The following is a 22004-nucleotide window of genomic DNA, read 5'->3' on the forward strand; positions in this document are numbered from 1 at the left end:
AGCATCGGCCGTTTTTTGCAGAGATATCATACGATTACTGTTCCGCTACCAACTGATCTAGTGACCTGAATTGATATCCCATTTCCTCGTATTTGGTTAACAGCTCATCAAGAATCTGTCCATTGGTTTTAGAGGTGCTGTGAAGCAAAATAATGGCACCTGGATGGACTCTGCCAAGAAGTTTTTTAAAGGCTTCTTCCTTTGATGGTTGCTTATCCTGATACCAGTCAACATAAGCCAGACTCCAGAAAAAGGTCTTATATCCCATATCCTTAGCCATCTGTAAGTTAGTTTCATTGTATTTGCCCTGTGGTGGACGGTAATATTTCCTCAAGGGCTGTCCTGTGGTTTTTTCATACAAAGTCTCTAAATCCTTTAACTCTTTTTCAAAGGACTCCTTGGAAGCCATCTTAGACATATCGGGATGGTGATAAGTATGATTTCCTACGGTGTGACCTTCTGCGACCATACGTTTCACAAGATCAGGAGCGGTTTCTATGTAGTTGCCTACGATAAAAAAGGTAGCGGGGGCATTGTGCTTCTTTAGAGCATCCAGTATCGCGGGAGTATTGCCGTTTTCATAACCAGCATCAAATGTAAGATACAATACTTTATCTTGTGTTTTCTGTGCGTAATAGGAATTAAACTGCTTTAGATAATCCATGGTGGCATTGGCTACGGGAGGTTGGCCTTCCTGCTGGAAACTAAGACCCCAGTTTCCATCTGCTGCGGCTGTAACCGTTTTCTGATGTGCCGTAAGCATGGCGCCCATACGACCTGCCATAAATGCACAGAGAAAAAGGAGAAAAATCTTAGCAGACCGTTTCCCAGTTTGAGGAGAAACAGGAATGGACCGGATTTTTTCTACTATCTTTAGATTTTTAAGAAACTTCATAAAATAGAACTCCGTCAGTACGTTTGTTTCAATATATGAAGACGGACTTGTCTCTATTCGGCAAAATCAGCGATCCGCTCACTTTTCGCCCCATGACATTCCAGGGTTTTTAATTAAATATGTTTATTTTTCATTTAATATGATTCCATGTGTTTCATTTAGATTCTTTGTAACTTTTTGGAAATCATATAGAATTAATGTAATAACTTGTCATTCAAAAAAATGGCGGGTAGTATGTTAAACATACTACCCGCCAAAATTACATAGGGGAAGATTTCCAAAAGATTAATCCTTAATAATCGTTCCAGCGTTATCTTCAAGGCTAGCCTTCGCCATTTGCAAAGAAGTAATAATCGCCTTTCTATTCTTACCATGTTCAATAAAATCAACAGAAGCCTCAATCTTTGGTAGCATGGAAGAAGATTCAAACTGTCCTTCTTGAATATAGTCAGCAGCTTCTTTTACGTTCATAAGGCCAATTGGTGTCTCATCTGCCTTTCCATAATTTAAATCTACGTTATCAACACCGGTTAAAATCATAAGTACTTCAGCATCGATTTCCTTTGCCAAAAGTCCAGCGGCACGGTCTTTTTCAATGACTGCACTGGCACCCTTTAACACACATCCCTGTTCCATAACCGGGATTCCGCCACCGCCACATGCAATTACGATCTGGTCTGCATCTAAGATAGCTTTGATGATATCAATCTCAACAATGGATACAGGTTTTGGAGAAGCAACCACCCTGCGGAAACCCTTACCAGAAACTTCTTCCACGTAATTTCCTTTTTCCTCCTCTACCTTTGCGTCCTCTTGTGACATAAAACGGCCAATCGGTTTCATGGGAGTGTAAAATGCCTCGTCATAAGGATTTACCATCATCTGGGTTAAAATTGTTGCCACAGATTTGTAAATGCCTCTCTTAAGTAGTTCTGCGCGGATACCGTTTTGTAGATCGTAACCAATGTAGCCCTGACTCATGGCAGAACATACGGACATGGGGGCGGAAGTATAACCGTCATGCTGCTTGCCGAACTCATTCATAGCGGTGTGGATCATACCAACCTGGGGCGCATTGCTGTGAGTGATGGCTACCTGCCAGCCGCCTTCAATAAAATCTGCGATCACTTTGGCGGTTTTGCCAACAGCTTCTTTTTGCTCGGGAAGGTTCGTTCCCAAAGCATTATGTCCCAACGCCATAACAATACGTTTTTTTGCCATATCAGTTTCCTCTCAGTTCAATCGTAATTTAATAAAAAAGATAAGAATATTATAGTATCCAGAGGTAAAAAAAGCAACAGGTTTTAAGTCATGGAAGAGTATGAAGAAAAAGGTATGGAATATTTTCGAAAGAATTATAAAAATAATTATGGATATCTTAAGATCAGGTGGTATAATGTTTAGAATGAAACAGAGAGGAAAGGACTCCATACACATGACATCACTGATCCTGCATCTGATACTTCCAATGTTTTTTTATACCGGAGTATCCAGCATTTTGTTTCTGAATCTAAACATAGGTGCATTATATGCCGCTGCCTTATCTTCCGTTATATGTGCTCCATTCTTATATTTCGTGTATTCGAGAGATCAGAAGCTGCGTAGCATAACACCAGCGATTCATTTAAGACTTAACGGCTGTTTTTTCTATATTCTGCTACTTGGTACTGCTTTATGCGTGTTTGGCAATGAGATTGTGGCGATGTCAGGATTGGACCACATATCACAGGCATATGAAGAGGCGAAAAACGCCATCTATATGCCAACGCTTCCAGTACAGATTGCAGCTGCCGGATTTATAATTCCATTGACCGAAGAATTGATCTTTCGGGGACTTTGCTTTGCCGCCTTAAGGGACAGACTGTCTTTTCTGCCATCTGCCTTTCTATCTGCGGCTTTGTTTGGAATTTATCATGGGAATCTCCCTCAGGGAGTGTATGCGTTTATCATTGGACTGGCGGTTGCCTGGCTTTATGAGGTGACTCAGACCTTACTGGCGCCTGTTATTCTTCATGTGATGGCTAATTTAGTATCCCTGATTGTTACAAATACAATTCTGGGGAATCTGCTGTCAGGGAGTAATAATCAGGGTGTAATGGCAATTATAGCCATTGTTTCTTTTATGGTATCATTATTATGCATCATACGTATTTACAGGAAAAACAATTTAAAGGAGGATATGGTGTGAAACTCTTATCTGTGGCAATTCCTTGCTATAATTCTGAATCTTATATGAGGCACTGCATTGACTCATTGCTGCCTGGAGGGGAAGAAGTGGAGATTCTTATCGTAAACGATGGCTCCACCAAAGACAATACTGCTGCTGTTGCCGATGAATATGAGAGCAGATATCCCAATATATGCCGGGCGATCCATCAAGAAAATGGAGGCCATGGAGAGGCAGTCAATGCCGGACTTAGGAATGCCACTGGAATCTATTTCAAAGTGGTGGACAGCGATGACTGGGTAGACTATTCTGCCTATATGGAGATTTTAAATACATTAAGGGACTTTGTTATAGGTGAAAAGACGCTTGATATGTTAATTAGTAATTTCGTTTATGAAAAGCAAGGCGTAAAACGAAAAAAAGTGATGAATTACCGCACGGCTCTACCAAAGAATGAATTATTCGACTGGGATGACGTAAAGGTATTTATACTGGGACAGTATATTCTTATGCATTCTGTCATTTATCGGACAGAACTTTTAAAACAATGCGGACTGGAGCTTCCAAAACACACCTTCTACGTGGACAATATCTTTGTATACCAACCTCTGCCTCACGTAAAGACCATGTATTATCTTGATGTAAACTTTTATCGGTATTTTATCGGAAGAGAAGATCAATCGGTAAACGAACAGGTGATGATTGGTCGAATCGATCAGCAGATCAACGTAACAAAATTAATGCTTGGTTACTATGACGTAATGAAGATTAAGCAGCGAAAACTTCGCAGGTATACGGTACGGTATCTAGAAATTATGATGACCATTTCGTCCATTCTGGCAATCAAATCTGGTTCAGAGGAAAATTTAGAAAAGAAAAAAGAACTTTGGCAGCATTTAAGAAAGCAGAATTTAAAGCTGTTTTTGCGCTTGAGATGGGGATTCATGGGACAGGGAGTTAACCTTCCAGGAAAAGGTGGCATGAAATTTCCAATCGCAATATATCAGATGACCCAGAAGTTTTTTGGGTTTAACTAGGAAAATCCCCGACAGTGATTATACTGTCGGGGATTTTTTAACCAATTGCCTTTTCGGACACTTTCTTTCTGCTAGGTTCATAACTTCCGGCATATACGAAATAATACATGATATAAGCCATTGCGATAGAACCAAAACCATCAATTGCGGAATGCTGCTTTAAAAATACAGTAGCCAGACAAATTGAAACCATGAGTACAAAGGAAGAGATCTTTAAAATGCCGTATTTGCTCAGACGTTCGCTTCTTAAAACTGCAAGGTGTACACAGATGGAATTATATACATGAATGCTTGGAAATACATTGGTGCAGGTATCTGCGGAATAGAGATAAGAAACTATTTTAGCAAATACATTCTTTGAGGGATCTATTAAAGGCCTAAAATCCGTACCGTTTGGAAACACGGTGCAAACCAAAAGACTAATAGTCATTCCTGTAAAAAGCATGGTACATAGTTTATAATAGCTTTTCACATCAGTAAAAAAGAAATACGCTACAGCGCCAGCCACATATAGAAACCATAAAAGATATGGTATAATGAAAAATTCGTTAAAAGGAATCAAGTCATCAAGTGCAATATACATGATATGGTAATTGCTCGTTACCGTTTTTTCCAGGTATAAAAACCATGGAAGATAAATAAAAGCGTAGCCCAGTAACCAGACATGGCTGTATTTTTTTAAAGTGCTTTTCATTTTAAGTCACCATTCTCCATTCTTATGGTCAGGAATCAATTGATCAACTTTGGTGGATTATATCATACTCGATTTCACAGTACAATAGTATTTCAAAAATGTTAAGTTTTTATTCTGATAAGTTTTACTTTTTAGTGAAAATTTACCAAACTTAAAAATAATCTTTTTATAAAATAGTTGATACAGCGCCAATCTTTGTGTATAGTATATAAGCAGACTTTAATGAGCAGAAGTTGGAAATCAGGAGAACATAAGGGTGAAAGACTGCAGGCAGAGGCTGAATGGCCAGCCTGTTTGATAACCATAGGAAATCCAGTATTCTAGCTGTGGCAGAAGGCCTGACATTGTATGGCTTTCACTTACGGCATTCTAAGATTCTGGTAGGAAGAAGGACAGAATGGAACGAAAGAATGAAGAGGGATTGACGGAAAAGGATTTTCTTTTACAGTATCGTCCGGGGGATTATGAACGTCCGTCGGTGACGGTTGATGTGCTGATTTTTGCGGTGGATCTAGAAGAAGAGGAAGCAGAAGCGGAAATTCTTTTAATTCGTCGGAAGAATCATCCTTACATCGGACATTGGGCCATACCAGGTGGTTTTGCAGGTCTTGATGAGTCGCTGGAAGAGGCGGCTGCCAGAGAGCTTTATGAAGAGACAGGGGTAACAGACATTTGTTTGGAGCAGCTCTATACCTGGGGATCGATAAAACGTGACCCAAGAACAAGAGTAATATCAGTATCTTACTTAGCTGCCGTACCAAAGGATCAGATCAATCCCCAGGCTTCTGACGATGCGGAAAAAGCAGGTTGGTTTAAGGTAAAGAAAAAGAAACTTTCTGATCTGGAGAATGGATCTACTTATTCGCTTACTGTTGAAAATGACGAAGATCATATTTATATGACATATCGAATTACCGAAACTTATCAACGTCAGGGACTGATGTGGAAAAAGGAAACAGACATTGAGCTTTTACCAGCCATTGATATGCTGGATCAGGAAAAACTGGCATTTGATCATGCAGAGATTCTGAATGTTGCCATGGATCGGTTGGAAGAGCTGGAAAAAGAATATAGGGAACAGAATTTCTAGAAAAAACGCATTATCCTATTAGGGTGATGCGTTTTTTTGAATGTTTGTAAGAAAAACTTAATCTGAAAAATAGAAGATATATGATATACTGTTGGAAGAAATTACATGAATAGTGATATAAATACAGGAGAAGAAGGAAATGACAAAAAGATCACTCAGGCTGTGTAGTCTGGCAATTTGCTTTAGTTTAGTCGCATCAATCCCTACATTTGGTGATATCCCTGTTGTTACGCCTTTTCCGGATTCTTCCGGCCAAAAGACGGAAAACGCAGCAGGGCCTGGTGCCGGATTACCAACGGATCACTCTCAAAAAACAGAAACCAACACCACAGGAAGTACAGCAAATCCTGCAACTACAACAAATCCCGCGACAACTACAACAACAACTACTACAACAAATACGACCAACGCGGCAAATGTTACTCAACCTCAAATTGCATCTGAAGGTGCAGTTCTTTTGGATGCTCAAACTGGAACCATTCTTTATGGAAAGAATGCAGAGGCTAAATATTATCCGGCTAGCATCACAAAGCTAATGACGGCTCTTCTTGTAGCAGAACGTTCCAATCTTACGGATACCGTGGTATATTCAAAAGCGGCCACCACCAATCTGGAATCTGGAGCCGTTACCTTAGGACTTGTAGAAGGAGATAGGCTTACAGTAGAACAAAGTCTATACGGTCTTATGCTAAAATCGGCCAATGAAGTTGCTAACGGATTGGCTGAGCACGTTTCTGGCAGTGTAAGTGGTTTTGCCGCCCTTATGAATGCAAAAGCAAAGGAGCTTGGTTGTACCAACACGAAGTTTGTCAATCCAAATGGTCTTAACAATTCTGGACATTATACAACGCCTCATGATATGGCTTTAATCGCAAAAGCTGCATTTCAAAACGATAAGGTAAGAAAAGTGACCTCCACCGTGAGTTATCAGATCCCTGCTACCAAAAAGGCGGGAGCCAGAACTGTTACCATGGGACACAAGATGATTCATTCATCAGACTCCCGTTATTATTCAGGTGTCATTGGGGGAAAGACAGGTTATACTTCAGCAGCTGGCAATACTCTTGTCACCTGTGCAGAAAGAAATGGAGTCCGTCTCGTAGTCGTTGTGATGAAAAGTAAGTCAACCCACTATGCCGATACGAAAGCCCTTTTGGATTATGGATTTGCTGTAAAATCAGGAGGGACAACCTTATCCCAGAATTCGGTTAACGGATGGGAAAAGAACGGAACCAAATGGTTTTTTAAAAAACAAGATGGGAAAAAAGCAGCCAACCAGTGGATGAATGTGGATGGAGTCGACTATTATTTTGACCAAGACGGAACGATGGCTACAGAGTGGAGGCAGTTTTCAAACAGCTCATGGTATTACTTCAAACAAAGCGGTTCCATGGCACGCAATTACTGGGTAGAGAGTAGTGGAATATGGTATTACCTAGGAGGCGATGGGGTGATGTTAAAGAATACGACAACCCCAGATGGATACTGTGTAAATGAATCCGGTGCATGGGTAAAGAAATAATCCCTGTTACATACAAAAAAAGAGCCCTTGGGCTCTTTTTTCGTTTAAGGTAGTCACTTCATGCGGTTAGACCTGGCTTTGATCTCCCTGGTCTGCTTCGATTGAAACTTCACTAATATCAGTTCGATATTCCATAACATCTTCTACGCTACAGTCTAAAATCTTGCAAAGCATATCAATGGTGTGAGTGGATACAAAATTATTTTTCTTAAGCCTCCCGATCTGTCCGGCACTAACCTTATAATACTTAATCAGATGATACTGGCTGACGTTTTTCTTTTTCATGGTCTCCCACAGCCTGTCATAAACAATCATATATGTCACCTCTAACCATAATTAAACCGTGAGTATCTGGTATTGCATATTATCCATAATTGGTATATATTATGTGTAAGGAGGATTACACCAATGAAAAGGAATATATTTAATGCAATTTTTTATCTTGTTTGTTTTTTTATTATCTGCGGCTCCATATACCGCCTTGCGTTTACGGTCCCCCCTCAGCCAGGAACTCAGGGATATACAGAGTATTTTTTTAGCACTATGGTTATGAGTGTAGGAATTGGTTTGATGGTAATACTGCCCAATTTAGTGATCGAATATCTGGCAGGAGATTGGTTTTCTTAAGCTTGACGAGGTAGAAAGTTCATTGTATGATGAAAAGACAGCAGGAAAATAAAACGAAAAGTTGAGGAAATCGATATGTTATTTGCTGTCGGAGTTTTTTGTCTCGCTGCTATCGCAGCATTTTTACTGCGTTCAGAATATGAAAAGGAACAACTTTCTAGAGAAGATATTGTTCTTAAAAGCGAAAAGATTATAAAGGATCATCGGATTCTCTTTCTATCCGATTTACACAATCATCAGTTTGGAACAGGAAACCAAAGGCTTCTTGATGCAGTGGACCTTATTAATCCGGACCTCATTTTGGTGGGAGGAGATATGTTAGTCAGCAAGGGAAGTGCTGATACGTCCATCTCCCTAAAGCTATTTAAAACCCTTGCTTCCCGCTATCCGGTTATCTATGGAAACGGCAACCATGAGAATCGGATGAGCTGGAATCCAGAAGTTTATGGCAATCAGTACGAGGAATACAAAAATAGCTTAAAGAGACTGGGCGTAAAGGTTCTTGAAGATAAGACAGAACTATTTGCCCAGGATTTGGCTGTTACGGGCATTGATTTAGAGTACCGATTTTATAAGAATTTTCAACGTGAGGAATTAACACGGGAACAAATAGAGAAAAAGGTGGGAAATGCAGATAAGGATCGGTTCCAGATTCTTCTTTGCCATTCCCCCCTTTATTTTCGTGGTTGTAGAGCATGGGGAGCAGATCTGACTTTATCCGGGCACTTTCATGGAGGAACCATAAGACTGCCTGTATTAGGTGGTGTCATGACGCCTCAGTATCAGTTTTTCAATCCATATTGTGGAGGAACGTTTGAAACGGATGACAGATATATGATCGTGAGCAGAGGGCTTGGAACTCATTCCATAAATATCAGGTTTAACAACAAACCCCAACTGGTAGTAGTAGATTTAAAACGGAAAACATGATTTTGGGGCTGGCATATATTTACAGATGAAGCAGGATTTGTTATACTAGTCCGTGGTGTATGATATATGCTTTGGAGGAATTTATGGGAATCTCTTATAAACTGGATATTTTTGAGGGGCCGCTGGATCTGCTGCTTCATTTGATTGATAAGAATAAAGTGAATATTTATGATATTCCCATTGCGACAATTACGGAACAATACTTAGATTATGTCAACAACATGGAAACAGAGGATTTAAACATTGTCAGTGAGTTTTTAGTTATGGCGGCAACACTGATTGATATCAAGGCGCGCATGCTGCTTCCAAAAGAAGTGAATGAAGAGGGGGAGGAAGAAGACCCCAGAGCAGAGCTTGTGGCACGTCTTTTAGAATACAAATATTATAAATACATGTCTATGGAATTAAAGGACCGGGAGGTGGGAGCCGACCGTCTGTTTTATAAAGATTCCACGGTGCCACCTGAGGTAACAAAGTACGAGCCGGTCGTTGATCTTGATCTGCTTTTAGATGGACTTACTCTGGCAAAGCTGCAAGAGATCTTCAGACAGGTCACAAAGCGTAAAGCAGACCGTGTTGACCCAATCAGAAGCAGCTTTGGAAACATCCAAAAGGAATCCGTAAGTCTGGAGGATAAGATTATATCCGTTATGGATTATGCCAGACAGCACCGGAAGTTTTCTTTTCGCAGGATGCTTGAGAGGCAGACAGACAGACTGGAAGTTGTGGTAACATTTTTAGCGATTCTGGAGCTTATGAAGATCGGAAAGATCCGTTTGACTCAGGAGTGTTTGTTTGAGGATATGTTCATTGAAACTTTGGAAGAGGAAGAAGAAGTAGGAGCTTGACCTGGTGGAACATGGACAAGGATTCGGGAGAGAGGAAACACATGGAAAAAGATACTCTTTTTGAGGAAGGGCTTAAAAAAAGCACAAAAGAAGAAAAAACATGGGAAGCTGTCATTGAGGCTGTTCTTTTTACCATGGGAAATTCTGTGGAGCTAAGCCGCCTTGCGGTTGCCATCGGACAGGACGAGAACACAGCAAGAGAAGCCGTTCTCCGTCTGAAAAAGCGCTTTGACACGGGGAAACGTGGGATGCAGATCATTGAACTGGAGAACAGCTATCAGATGTGCACCCGTACAGAATACTACGAAAATCTGATTCGTGTTGCAGTCACTCCCAAAAAACAGGTATTATCAGATGTGATCTTGGAGACTCTCTCCATTATTGCCTATAAGCAGCCGGTAACAAAGCTTGAGATTGAGAAAATTCGTGGAGTTAAATCCGATCATGCAGTCAATAAGCTGGTAGAATATAATTTGGTTTATGAAGTGGGACGACTTGACGCACCTGGGCGCCCGGCCCTATTTGCGACAACAGAGGAATTTTTAAGAAGATTTGGAATTGGATCTACCCAGAACTTACCGGTTGCAGATCCGGTGGTAGCGGCAGAAATTCGCTTGCAGGTAGAAGAAGAGCTCTCTGACAGCAGTGATTTGATATCAGAGGAAGATAAGAAAAAAGTGGATTTTCAGGAGGAATAAAAGTGACACAAACGATTAAAATTAAATATTTTACAGATGAGATAGAACGTCTTTGCTATATTGGTGGAAAGTCAGATTGGATCGACTTAAGAGCTGCAAAGGAAGTGGTGATAAAGGCAGGAGAGTTTCAATTGATTCCTCTTGGCATTGCCCTGGAACTTCCCTCAGGTTATGAAGCGCATGTGGTCCCAAGAAGCAGTACGTTTAAAAATTACGGAATCATTCAGACAAACAGCATGGGAATTATTGACGAAACCTATTGTGGAGATAATGATCAGTGGTTTTTCCCAGCCTATGCCTTAAGAGATACCGTAATTCGTGTAAACGACAGAATCTGTCAGTTCCGCATCATGGAACATCAGCCGGTTCTTGCGTTTGAAGAAGTCACAGAGCTGGTTCATGAAGACAGAGGCGGTCACGGAAGTACAGGGAAACAATAACATTCATAGCTTTTATAGAGTTGGAGATAATAGCATGAGAAAAAAGACTGGATATGCAGTGTTTGTTGTTCTTATTTGTTTGGTGGTGTCCTTATCCCAGGGCTGCGCAGGCAAAGACAACCGGTATACGTTCCGGGAGGCGGGAATAACCGCGTTGAAGGAAGGAAATTATGATGAGGCCATCGTTTCTTTTGACAAAGCCATACAGTCCTCAAAGGGCCTGGTTCAGAAGGTGGATATTGATATACTTAAATATAGGGCTGAGGCGGAGTTTTTATCTGGAGATTACAAGCAAGCGGAAGCAACCTATGACAAACTCATAAAAGCTGACGGTAAAAAGTCAGAGTACTTTAATTTACGTTCCATAGCTAGAGCTGAGGCAGGGGATTTAAAAGGAGCTCTAGAGGATTACAAAAAGAGCGGAGAAATTAAAAAGGATTTTAAAACTCCAGGCAGATTAAAAGCTCTTATTTCCGTAGGGTCTCTTATGGAAAAGAACGGATCTCTTGACGACGCCATGTCTCTTTATCAGGAGGCATTAACAGCAGGTGAAAAAAGTGCCGGGCTATATAACCGAATAGGGCTTTTGAATATAGCAAAGAAAGATTACGATTCTGCCTCAAGTTATTTTGAACTAGGTCTTTCCGCAGAAGATGGCAGTACTGTTCCTGAGCTTTTATTTAACCAGGCAGTTGCCAGAGAATATAAGGGTGAATTTAAAGAAGCCCTGGAATTGATGCAGAAGTATGTCTCCGTTCACGGTCCGGATGAAGCGGCTGAGAGGGAGATCACATTTTTAAAGACAAGATAGGTTGGATAAATTATGGCAGAACTGATTGATTTAAAAGATATAGAAGAAAAAGTCATTCTCATAGCCGTTAGTATTGGAGATGGGGATGGTACAAAGGCTTCCGTTGATGAGCTGGAAGAGCTTGTTAAAACAGCGGGAGCTGTAACCGTGGATAAGATGATTCAGAACCGGGAACGAGTTCATCCGGGAACGTATCTTGGAAAAGGTAAGATTCAAGAGGTAAAGGAACGGGCATGGGAGCTAGGTGCCACAGGTGTGGTATGCGATGATGAGCTTTCTCCCGCCCAACTTAGGAATTTAGAACAAGAACTTGATATGAAGGTCATGGACCGAACCATGGTAATTTTGGATATTTTCGCTTCCAGGGCGACCACTAGAGAGGGAAAGATTCAGGTGGAACTGGCTCAGTTAAAATATAGGTCTGCCCGCCTGGTTGGACTTAGAAGTTCCTTATCTCGTTTGGGAGGCGGAATCGGAACCAGAGGACCTGGAGAGAAGAAGCTGGAGATGGACCGCCGTCTAATCCATGATCGAATTGGAATTTTAAAGTCAGAACTTGATGATGTAAAGCGTCACAGGGAAGTTGCCAGACAGCAGCGGGATAAAAATCATGTAACGGTTGCGGCAATTGTAGGGTATACCAATGCGGGAAAATCCACCTTGCTTAACCAGCTCACTGATGCTGGGATTCTTGCAGAAGACAAGCTGTTTGCTACCCTTGATCCTACGACAAGGAATTTAAATCTTCCAGGAGGTCAGCAGATTCTTCTAACCGATACGGTTGGGTTTATCAGGAAACTGCCTCATCATTTGATTGAAGCCTTTAAAAGTACGTTGGAAGAGGCAAAATACAGTGATGTGATTCTTCATGTGGTAGATGCCTCCAATCTACACATGGAGATGCAGATGTACGTAGTATACGATACTCTGCGGGAACTGGGAGTTAGTGATAAGATTGTAGTAACGGTATTTAACAAGATGGATGCCGCTGACCCTAATACCACTCTTCGCGATATCACCTCGGATTATCAGGTGAAAATATCAGCCAGGACTGGGCAAGGCTTTGACGAGCTTTTAAATCTTTTAGAGACGATATTACGAAATCAAAAAATACATTTAGAAAAAGTATATTCCTACAATGAAGCAGGTAAGATTCAACTGATCCGCAAGTATGGTCAGCTGTTAGCAGAAGAATACCGGGATGATGGTATTTATGTAAGTGCTTATGTTCCATCGGAATTGTTAGCCAATTTATAGGCAATGCCGATTTAATTAACGACGAAAGAAAACACAATATGTAGAATTGGTGTTAAAATCCAATCTATATATTGTGTTTTTGTTTTCGCTCTGTTATAATACACTTGTGTTTTAATCTTGAAGTCAATAAAGGGGTTCTAAGAGGAAAGGAGCTAGCTTTTAATGATCCAGGTAGTAAAAAGAGATGGGGAAATAGCTGAATTCAGCCTAATTAAGATCACGGAAGCCGTTAAAAAAGCATTTAAGGCCACGCAGAAGGAGTATAATGATGAAATCCTTCAATTGTTGTCTCTTCGGGTAACGGCTGATTTCCAGAACAAGATGACAGGTAGCCAAGTTTCAGTGGAGGAAATTCAAGACAGCGTAGAGCACGTTCTGGAACAAGCCGGATATACAGATGTAGCAAAGGCATACATTCTTTATAGAAAACAGCGAGAGAAAATTCGTAATATGAAGAATACAATACTTGATTATAAAGATGTAGTGAACAGCTATGTAAAGGTAGAAGACTGGCGGGTCAAAGAAAACTCTACGGTTACTTATTCCGTGGGCGGTCTGATTTTAAGCAATTCCGGTGCGGTTACGGCAAACTACTGGTTATCAGAGATTTACGACCAAGAGATTGCGGATGCCCATAGAAATGCGGATGTACATATTCACGATTTATCTATGCTGACAGGTTATTGTGCTGGCTGGTCATTAAAACAACTTCTTATGGAAGGGCTAGGAGGAATCCCTGGTAAGATTACCTCTTCACCCGCTAAACATTTATCCGTTCTTTGCAACCAAATGGTAAATTTTTTGGGAATTATGCAAAATGAATGGGCAGGAGCTCAGGCCTTTTCTTCCTTTGATACGTATTTGGCACCTTTTGTTAAGGCAGATAACTTATCCTACAGTGAAGTGAAAAAGTGTGTAGAAAGCTTTATTTTTGGTGTAAACACTCCAAGTCGTTGGGGAACTCAGGCACCATTTTCTAATATTACTTTGGATTGGACCGTTCCTCCTGACATGGCAGAATTGAATGCCGTTGTAAGTGGTAAGGAGATGGATTTCAAGTACAAGGATTGTAAGAAAGAGATGGATATGGTCAATAAGGCATTTATTGAGACCATGATTGAAGGAGATGCCAATGGAAGAGGATTCCAATATCCCATTCCAACCTATTCCATTACAAAGGATTTTGATTGGACAGATACAGAAAACAACCGTTTGCTGTTTGAGATGACCTCAAAATACGGAACTCCTTATTTTTCTAACTATATTAATAGCGATATGGAGCCAAGCGATGTAAGAAGCATGTGTTGCCGTTTGAGACTTGATCTTCGGGAATTAAGAAGAAAGACTGGTGGTTTCTTTGGTTCTGGAGAAAGCACTGGCTCTGTAGGCGTTGTGACCATAAACATGCCAAGGATTGCATACCTAGCAAAAGATGAAACTGACTTTTTCAAACGTTTGGATCACATGATGGATATCTCTGCTAGGTCTTTAAAGGTGAAACGGGATATCATCACAAAACTTTTAAATCAGGGCTTGTACCCATATACCAAGCGGTATCTTGGAACCTTTGAAAATCACTTTTCCACCATCGGACTCATTGGCATGAATGAGGTTGGACTAAATGCAAGATGGTTAAAAGAAGATTTATCCAACACGAAAACCCAGAAGTTCACGAAGGAAGTGTTAAATTATATGCGGGAAAGGCTTTCCGATTATCAGGAGCAATACGGCGACCTTTATAATCTAGAAGCAACTCCAGCAGAATCTACTACCTACCGCCTGGCAAAGCATGATAAAGATCGTTATCCAGGAATACGAACTGCAGGAAAAGAAGGGGATACCCCATACTATACCAATAGTTCCCATCTTCCAGTGGAATTCACAGCAGATATTTTTGATGCTCTGGATATTCAAGATGGGCTTCAGACCCTTTATACCTCAGGAACTGTATTCCATGCATTCCTGGGTGAAAAGCTCCCAGACTGGCAAGCAGCAGCAAAGATGGTGAAAACCATAGCGGAGCATTACAAACTGCCTTATTATACGATGTCCCCCACATATTCTATTTGTGCGGAGCATGGTTACCTTTCGGGAGAACATAAGATATGTCCGTTCTGTCAAAAACCAGCAGAAGTGTACAGTCGGATTACCGGTTATTACCGTCCAGTACAGAACTGGAATGAAGGAAAAACGCAGGAATATAAAAACAGGATCACCTACAATCCCCTGAGTATAACGAAGGAAAAAGTAGAAACTGTAAAAGCAGAAAAGGTTCTGACTAAAAAAACAGAGATTCCAACGGGAGCATATCTTTTCACCACAAAGACTTGTCCAAACTGTAAGACAGCTAAGGGATTTTTGCAGAATATGGACTATGAGACCGTGGATGCAGATGATAATGCAGAGTTGGCCGCAAAGCTTGGAATCATGCAGGCGCCTACTCTGGTAGTCGTAAAAGAAGGTTTGATTCACAAGATTACCAATGCTTCCGATATCAGAAAGTATGCGGAACGTACAGGGCAGTGACGTGTTTTATGGTTAAGGAGCATGTTGCTAAAATAACTCTGATGAAAAAGTGGAAATAAGCAACAAAAAAACACCTTAATTTAAAAGGAACCTCTTTCGTTAGACATTGTTTTGTCTGACAAAGGGGTTCCTTCACTTTAAGGCGCATCTTCATACAATTTATGAGATTGTTTCGCTCAATGATTCTTCCGACTTATTATGTTGAAGTTTTGTGATAATTTTGGTCATCATATCTCATAATGATGGTATTCACGGTCTAGTTTTCTTTGCTCTTCCACCAGATCAGCAAGAGTGATACCGTCAATGACGCCAGAGATAGCATCATCAAGCTTTCTCCATACCATAAGGCTTGCACAGACATCAGCACGGTGACAATGGTTTACCTCGTCCTCCATGCAGGCAACGGGAACAAGGCTGCCTTCAGCAAGACGTAGGATCATGCCAACCGTATATTCCGAAGGATCTTTTGTGAGAAAATACCCTCCCTTGGCACCTCTGCGGCTTTTTACGAAACCGGCCCGACTTAGGATGGTCACGATCTGTTCTAAGTATTTGTCCGAAATTTCCTGGCGTTTTGCCACCTGATTTATCTTTGTGCATTCGTTTGGATGAAGTGCAAATTCAAGCATCATACGAAGCGCATAACGCCCCTTGGTAGAAAATGTCATTGCTAAAATTCTCCTTCCTAATTATTCTTATCAGTTTAGTAGGATATTAGTGTATTTTACACGAAATACTATAAAAAGTAAACCTTAAATTCTCTGGCTTCCCAATTTGGTAAAATGGATGTATACTAATAAACATTGGGAGGACGGGAGAAGAGCAGGAGGAATATGTGAGAAAAAATCAAAAAGCAGATCATGTAATTATGACCGAAGGAGTCATTTGGAAACAGCTTCTTGCTTTTTCCATGCCGTTACTCATCGGAAACCTATTCCAGCAGCTTTATAACACCGCTGATTCAATTGTAGTTGGTAATTTTGTAGGCAGCGATGCACTGGCAGCTGTTGGTTCAAGCAATTCCCTAATCAATTTAATCATTGGTATGTCTATGGGAATCGGTACTGGTGCAGGAGTCATCATATCCCAGTATTATGGAGCAAAAGAGGATCAAAAGCTCCACTGGGCAGTCCATACCTCCATTGCACTTAGTTTGGTTGGAGGTGTTCTTTTAACAATTCTTGGTGTTATCCTAACCCCGGTATTATTAATCTGGATGGGGACACCTATTGAGGTTTTGCCTAGTGCTATTTCTTTTTTAAGAATATATTTTCTGGGTTCCGCCTTTAATCTTTTATATAATATGGGAGCAGGGATTTTAAGGGCAGTTGGAGATTCCAAAAGACCTCTTTATTATCTTTGTGTTTCCTCTGTAGTAAATATAGTGTTGGATTTGGTGTTTGTCGTTGGTTTTCATATGGGAACGGCAGGAGCTGGTTTTGCAACCGTAATCGCCCAGGCGGTCTCTTCGGTGCTCATTGTAAAGGCACTGATGAGAACAAAGGAAAGTCATAGGCTGATCTTATCGAAGATCCGAATTGACAAAAGAATGATGAAAAGAATCTTAAAGCTTGGAATTCCAAGTGGAATCCAGCAGTCTATCATCTCCCTGTCAAACGTGGTGGTGCAGGCCAATGTAAACAGCTACGGAGCAGCCGCAATGGCTGGATTTGGCGCCTATTCTAAAATCGATGGGTTTGCCATGCTTCCCCTGCAAAGCTTCTGTATGGCAGCAACTACCTTTACAGGACAAAACATTGGAGCAGGAAAATGGAAACGAGTAAAGCAAGGAATGGTACAGGGAATTATTATAAGCTTTATCTATACAATTATAATCTCCGTAATTTTATTTCTGGACGCTGAGCGGATTCTTTCCATCTTTTCTCCAGATAAGAATGTAATTGCTTATGGAAATTCCACCATGCTGATCCTTCTTCCGTTTTATTGGACCCTTGCCATTCATCAAATTTTAATGGGCAGCATCAGAGGCAGCGGCAGAACTGTAGTTTCTATGCTCATTGGCGTGGGGAATATGTGTATTTTGCGTATGATATACATTAATCTTTTGGTTCCATTTTTCCCCAGTTTTGAAGCAGTGATGTGGTGTTATCCTATCACATGGATAACAACCATGATTATGGATTTGATTTACTCATTGAAAGCAAAATGGATACCAGCAGACTTTCATAAAAAGATAGGAGATAAATAAGGATGAAACATGGATATATCCGGGTTGCAGCAGCGACCCCTGACGTTAAAGTAGCAGATCCGGAATTTAATCGGGAAAAAATATGCGAACTGATTAAAGAAGGAATTAAAAACCATGCAAAGATTATGGTATTTCCAGAGTTATGTCTTACGTCCTATACCTGTGGGGATCTTTTTGGACAAGATGCCCTGCTCCATAAAGCAAAAAAGGAATTAAAAGAAATTCTTAAGGTTACCAAAGGTCATGATATGCTGGTTTTTCTCGGTATGCCTTGGGAGAACCTTGGTAAGTTATATAACACAGCAGTGGCAGTACAAGATGGAAAAATTCTTGGTATTGTTCCTAAGAGAAATCTTCCGAATTATTCTGAATTCTATGAGCTTCGTTATTTTGAACCAGGAAATGAAATTCCGGTATTTACAAAGTGGGAAGGCGAGGACATCCCCATGGGCACAAACCTTATCTTTGCCTGCGAGGACATTCCTTACCTTATGGTAGCGGCGGAAGTCTGTGAAGATGCTTGGGTCCCTAACCCACCTTCCATTCGCCATGCTCTGGCAGGTGCTACCGTGATTGTAAACTGTTCAGCAAGTGATGAGACAACAGGCAAGGACATTTACAGGAGAAGCCTAATAATCGGTCATTCTGCCTGCCTTGTATGTGGGTATCTCTATGCCAATGCAGGAGAGGGAGAATCCACTCAGGATCTAGTATTTGGAGGGCAGAATCTGATTACGGAAAATGGAACGCTATTGGCAGAATCCAAGCGATTTGGAAATGAGACCGTTTACGGAGATATGGATCTAGAACGCATCAATCATGAGAGACGGCGGATGACAACCTTCCCTCCGGCAAACAGAGAAAACTATACCGTAGTTTCATTTCACATGAAATCAGAAGAACTTAATCTAAAACGTTACATCGATCCTAGGCCCTTTGTTCCAGACAATGAAGCGGAACGAAGCAGACGGTGTGAAGAGATCATAGCAATTCAGGCGATGGGATTAAAAAAGAGACTTTCTCATACCGGATGTCGGAATGCAGTTCTTGGTATTTCGGGAGGACTAGATTCCACCCTCGCTCTTTTAATAACAGCCAGAGCCTTTGACATGCTTGAAATACCAAGAAGCCAGATTCATGCCGTCACTATGCCTTGCTTTGGAACCACGGACAGAACCTATCAAAACGCCTGTCAGCTGACCAATGAACTTGGTGCTGAACTAACTGAGGTTAATATAAAAGAAGCTGTTACCATTCATTTTAGAGATATTGGTCAAAATCCTGACGTTCACGATGTAACCTATGAAAATTCTCAGGCCAGGGAGAGAACCCAGATTCTGATGGATTTGGCAAACCGTTTAAATGGACTGGTTATTGGAACAGGAGATATGTCAGAGTTGGCTCTTGGGTGGGCTACCTATAACGGAGATCACATGTCCATGTATGGTGTTAATGCGTCCGTACCTAAAACTCTGGTACGTCATCTGGTGCGTTATTATGCGGATACCTTTGAAGAAGGAGCACTTAAAGATGTTCTTTTGGATGTTTTAGATACACCTGTAAGTCCGGAACTCCTGCCTCCAAAGGATGGTAAAATTGCCCAGAAAACGGAAGATCTTGTTGGCCCTTATGAGCTTCACGACTTTTTCCTATATCAGATTCTTAGGTTTGGCTATCACCCCGAAAAAGTATATCGCATGGCTGTTTATGCTTTTAAAGGACAGTATGAAGGAGAAATTATATTGAAATGGCTTAAAGTGTTTTACCAAAGATTCTTCAGTCAGCAGTTTAAACGCTCCTGTATGCCCGATGGTCCCAAGGTTGGATCTGTTTCCGTATCTCCTAGAGGGGATTTAAGGATGCCAAGCGATGCGGTAAGCCGTCTGTGGCTGGAAGAATTGGATAATTTATAGAAAGAGGTATTATATGATTACCAGCAGTGCCAATGCAAAAGTGAAAAATGTGATGAACTTGGTAAAAAAGGCGAAGGTAAGAAAGCTTTCCGGTCTTTTTGTAGCGGAGGGCTTACGAATATTTCGGGAAATCCCAAGGGACATGATTGACAGCCTATTTGTATCCGAAAGTTTTTTAAAGGATGAATCTCACCGGAAACTGATAGAAGGGCTTTCCTGTGAAGTTGTGTCTGATGAAGTATTTAATGCTATGTCTGATACCCAGACTCCTCAGGGGATTTTAGCTCTTGTTCGGCAATTTTCTTATAAAATGGAAGATTTACAAACGAAGGGTTCTCCCGTATTTTTAATGATTCTTGAAAGTATTCAAGATCCAGGGAACTTAGGCACCATAATAAGGGCAGGAGAAGGAGCTGGTGTTACTGGGATTATCATGGACGATGCCACGGCAGATATATACAATCCTAAGGTGATTCGTTCTACCATGGGGTCTATTTGCCGAGTGCCTTTTGTTTATACCAATGATCTCTCAGGCACATTAAAGAACTTAAAGGTTCAGGGAGTCAGACTTTATGCGGCTCATCTAGATGGCAGGAATAATTATGAAAAAGAGGATTATACTGTTGATACAGGCTTTTTAATTGGAAATGAAGGAAATGGCTTGACGGAGGAAACCTCCGCGCTGGCAGATGCCCTTGTAAAGATCCCTATGATGGGAAAAGTGGAATCTTTAAATGCAGCAGTTGCTGCATCTATACTTATGTTCGAGGCGGCAAGACAGCGTAGATAATAAGCGTCAGAAAAAAGTAAGGCATTTCATTGACGTAAATATTGAGAAATATTGAAACATATAGTATGATAGTGACACAGACAGTTTTGCCGTTACGGCAGGGAAGGAGAATGATAAAATGGAAGCGATCTATTGGTTGATTATCTTCGTGGTGCTTCTGGGAATTGAAGCGGTTACCATGGCTCTTACCACCATCTGGTTTGCAGGTGGAGCATTGATTGCATTTTTGTTGGCCTTATTTGGAGTGAATGTACAAATTCAGTTGGCCGCTTTTGTAATTGTGTCCTTTATACTTTTGTTTTTCACCAGACCATTCGCACTTCGGTATGTAAACAAATATACCGTTAAGACCAATTTAGACAGTCTTATTGGGAAACATGCTAAAGTTACGACCCAAATCAGCAATATAGAGTCAAAAGGAGCTGTAGTCCTCAATGGACAGGAGTGGACTGCAAGGGCATTGCTTGATGAGAAGATTTATCCGGCAGGCACTATGGTGAAAGTAAAAGATATACGAGGTGTAAAGTTAATTGTTAGCAAGGAAGAGGAGGAATTATAAGTATGGGAACATTAGGATTTACTGCAGTAATTATTGTATTGATTATTATTCTGGCTTTACTGGCGTCATGTGTGCGTATCGTGCCACAGGCTCAGGCTTTGGTTGTAGAGCGTTTGGGAGCATATATGGAGGCATGGTCTGTAGGTGTGCATATTAAGCTGCCAATCCTTGACCGGGTGGCAAAACGTGTTAATTTAAAGGAGCAGGTAGCTGATTTCCCGCCACAGCCTGTAATCACAAAGGACAATGTTACCATGAGAATTGATACGGTAATATTTTTCCAGATTACAGATCCAAAGCTTTATGCTTACGGTGTGGAAAATCCTATTATGGCGATTGAAAACCTGACAGCTACTACCCTTCGTAATATCATCGGTGATCTGGAACTTGACCAGACCCTGACTTCCAGAGAGACCATCAATGCCAAGATGAGAGAAATCCTTGATATTGCCACTGATCCATGGGGCATCAAGGTAAATCGTGTGGAGCTTAAGAACATCATGCCTCCGGCAGCTATTCAAGATGCCATGGAAAAGCAGATGAAGGCAGAGCGTGAACGCCGTGAAGCCATCTTAAGGGCAGAAGGTGAAAAGACATCCACCGTCTTAGTTGCAGAGGGTAATAAGGAATCTTCCATTCTTTATGCTGAGGCTGAAAAGCAGGCAGCTATTTTGAAAGCGGAAGCAGAGAAAGAAAAGAGGGTTCGTGAAGGTGAGGGTGAGGCAGAGGCAATCTTAAAGGTCCAGCAAGCCACTGCGGAGGGTATCCGTATGATAAAGGCCGCAGGTGCTGACCGCTCAGTTCTGGTCTTAAAGAGCCTGGAAGCATTTAAGGCAGCTGCTGACGGCAAAGCAACGAAAATCATTATCCCGTCTGAAATTCAGGGATTGGCAGGACTTGTTTCTTCCATTACAGAGATTCCTAAGGATATGGAATAATTAGATTTTTAGACATACCGCAGCAGGAGGCACAGTGCCTTTTGCTGCGTTTT

Annotated in this window: 22 protein-coding genes; 17 read left to right on the plus strand and 5 right to left on the minus strand. The window is 41.1% G+C overall.

All coding sequences use genetic code 11. The features are described 5' to 3' along the window. Window positions 1-34: 34 nt before the first annotated feature. Both BET01_RS11705 and arcC read right to left on the minus strand, forming a co-directional pair. Window positions 35-784, minus strand: a complete 750-nt coding sequence (locus tag BET01_RS11705; RefSeq protein ID WP_243117203.1) for a polysaccharide deacetylase family protein — start codon at window positions 782-784, stop codon at window positions 35-37. 396 nt (window positions 785-1180) lie between these two features. Beyond that, the gene (gene arcC / locus BET01_RS11710; RefSeq protein WP_120197007.1) at window positions 1181-2116 is read right to left on the minus strand and encodes a carbamate kinase; all 936 of its coding nucleotides are present in this window, start codon (window positions 2114-2116) and stop codon (window positions 1181-1183) included. A 184-nt stretch (window positions 2117-2300) separates the two neighbouring features. Here arcC and BET01_RS11715 point away from each other — a divergent pair, with 184 nt between their 5' ends. Then, complete coding sequence (locus BET01_RS11715) at window positions 2301-3083, plus strand: CPBP family intramembrane glutamic endopeptidase (RefSeq protein WP_158585045.1); 783 nt, start codon at window positions 2301-2303, stop codon at window positions 3081-3083. Next, complete coding sequence (locus BET01_RS11720) at window positions 3080-4099, plus strand: glycosyltransferase family 2 protein (RefSeq protein WP_120197009.1); 1020 nt, start codon at window positions 3080-3082, stop codon at window positions 4097-4099. Before BET01_RS11715 ends, BET01_RS11720 begins: the two co-directional genes overlap by 4 nt. Window positions 4100-4136: 37 nt before the next feature. On the opposite strand, the gene BET01_RS11725 is transcribed toward BET01_RS11720, so the two are convergent. Next, a complete protein-coding gene (locus BET01_RS11725; RefSeq protein ID WP_120197010.1) occupies window positions 4137-4793 on the minus strand; it encodes a phosphatase PAP2 family protein in 657 nt (218 codons plus the stop codon). 397 nt (window positions 4794-5190) lie between these two features. Here BET01_RS11725 and BET01_RS11730 point away from each other — a divergent pair, with 397 nt between their 5' ends. Beyond that, window positions 5191-5883: an NUDIX domain-containing protein gene (locus tag BET01_RS11730; protein ID WP_120197011.1), complete on the plus strand. Its 693-nt coding sequence runs from the start codon at window positions 5191-5193 to the stop codon at window positions 5881-5883. A gap of 139 nt (window positions 5884-6022) precedes the next feature. Continuing rightward, the gene (locus BET01_RS11735) at window positions 6023-7405 is read left to right on the plus strand and encodes a serine hydrolase (protein ID WP_120197012.1); all 1383 of its coding nucleotides are present in this window, start codon (window positions 6023-6025) and stop codon (window positions 7403-7405) included. A gap of 66 nt (window positions 7406-7471) precedes the next feature. Here BET01_RS11735 and BET01_RS11740 read toward each other — a convergent pair whose 3' ends face one another. After that, window positions 7472-7720, minus strand: coding sequence for a helix-turn-helix domain-containing protein (locus BET01_RS11740; protein WP_120197013.1), 249 nt, complete (start codon window positions 7718-7720; stop codon window positions 7472-7474). Window positions 7721-7813: 93 nt separating this feature from the next. Here BET01_RS11740 and BET01_RS11745 point away from each other — a divergent pair, with 93 nt between their 5' ends. From BET01_RS11745 to BET01_RS11780, 8 genes are all read left to right on the plus strand, one after another. Beyond that, the gene (locus BET01_RS11745) at window positions 7814-8032 is read left to right on the plus strand and encodes a hypothetical protein (RefSeq protein ID WP_120197014.1); all 219 of its coding nucleotides are present in this window, start codon (window positions 7814-7816) and stop codon (window positions 8030-8032) included. Between the two features lie 75 nt (window positions 8033-8107). Continuing rightward, window positions 8108-8962, plus strand: a complete 855-nt coding sequence (locus BET01_RS11750) for a metallophosphoesterase (RefSeq protein WP_120197015.1) — start codon at window positions 8108-8110, stop codon at window positions 8960-8962. Window positions 8963-9045: 83 nt separating this feature from the next. Then, entirely contained in the window at window positions 9046-9810 is a 765-nt protein-coding gene (locus BET01_RS11755; protein ID WP_120197016.1) for a segregation and condensation protein A, read from the plus strand. A gap of 41 nt (window positions 9811-9851) precedes the next feature. Continuing rightward, entirely contained in the window at window positions 9852-10508 is a 657-nt protein-coding gene (gene scpB, locus BET01_RS11760; RefSeq protein WP_120197061.1) for an SMC-Scp complex subunit ScpB, read from the plus strand. Window positions 10509-10510: 2 nt separating this feature from the next. Then, window positions 10511-10948, plus strand: coding sequence for a dUTP diphosphatase (locus BET01_RS11765; protein ID WP_120197017.1), 438 nt, complete (start codon window positions 10511-10513; stop codon window positions 10946-10948). Between the two features lie 34 nt (window positions 10949-10982). Further along, entirely contained in the window at window positions 10983-11759 is a 777-nt protein-coding gene (locus tag BET01_RS11770; protein WP_120197018.1) for a tetratricopeptide repeat protein, read from the plus strand. Between the two features lie 12 nt (window positions 11760-11771). Beyond that, a complete protein-coding gene (hflX, locus tag BET01_RS11775; protein WP_120197019.1) occupies window positions 11772-13016 on the plus strand; it encodes a GTPase HflX in 1245 nt (414 codons plus the stop codon). Between the two features lie 162 nt (window positions 13017-13178). Further along, window positions 13179-15542, plus strand: coding sequence for a ribonucleoside triphosphate reductase (locus tag BET01_RS11780; RefSeq protein ID WP_120197020.1), 2364 nt, complete (start codon window positions 13179-13181; stop codon window positions 15540-15542). A 227-nt stretch (window positions 15543-15769) separates the two neighbouring features. On the opposite strand, the gene BET01_RS11785 is transcribed toward BET01_RS11780, so the two are convergent. After that, window positions 15770-16210 (minus strand): RrF2 family transcriptional regulator, encoded by a 441-nt coding sequence (locus BET01_RS11785; RefSeq protein ID WP_120197021.1) that lies wholly within the window; start codon window positions 16208-16210, stop codon window positions 15770-15772. A gap of 200 nt (window positions 16211-16410) precedes the next feature. Here BET01_RS11785 and BET01_RS11790 point away from each other — a divergent pair, with 200 nt between their 5' ends. From BET01_RS11790 to BET01_RS11810, 5 genes are all read left to right on the plus strand, one after another. Further along, window positions 16411-17751, plus strand: coding sequence for an MATE family efflux transporter (locus BET01_RS11790; protein ID WP_120197062.1), 1341 nt, complete (start codon window positions 16411-16413; stop codon window positions 17749-17751). A gap of 2 nt (window positions 17752-17753) precedes the next feature. After that, window positions 17754-19664, plus strand: coding sequence for an NAD(+) synthase (locus BET01_RS11795; RefSeq protein WP_120197022.1), 1911 nt, complete (start codon window positions 17754-17756; stop codon window positions 19662-19664). Between the two features lie 13 nt (window positions 19665-19677). Further along, complete coding sequence (locus BET01_RS11800; protein WP_120197023.1) at window positions 19678-20454, plus strand: TrmH family RNA methyltransferase; 777 nt, start codon at window positions 19678-19680, stop codon at window positions 20452-20454. A 118-nt stretch (window positions 20455-20572) separates the two neighbouring features. Next, window positions 20573-21013, plus strand: coding sequence for an NfeD family protein (locus BET01_RS11805; RefSeq protein WP_120197024.1), 441 nt, complete (start codon window positions 20573-20575; stop codon window positions 21011-21013). Between the two features lie 2 nt (window positions 21014-21015). Next, window positions 21016-21951 (plus strand): SPFH domain-containing protein, encoded by a 936-nt coding sequence (locus tag BET01_RS11810; RefSeq protein WP_120197025.1) that lies wholly within the window; start codon window positions 21016-21018, stop codon window positions 21949-21951. Window positions 21952-22004: the final 53 nt, after the last annotated feature.

Origin of the sequence: Lacrimispora algidixylanolytica (assembly GCF_003609635.1) — a bacterium.
GTDB lineage: Bacteria > Bacillota > Clostridia > Lachnospirales > Lachnospiraceae > Lacrimispora > Lacrimispora algidixylanolytica.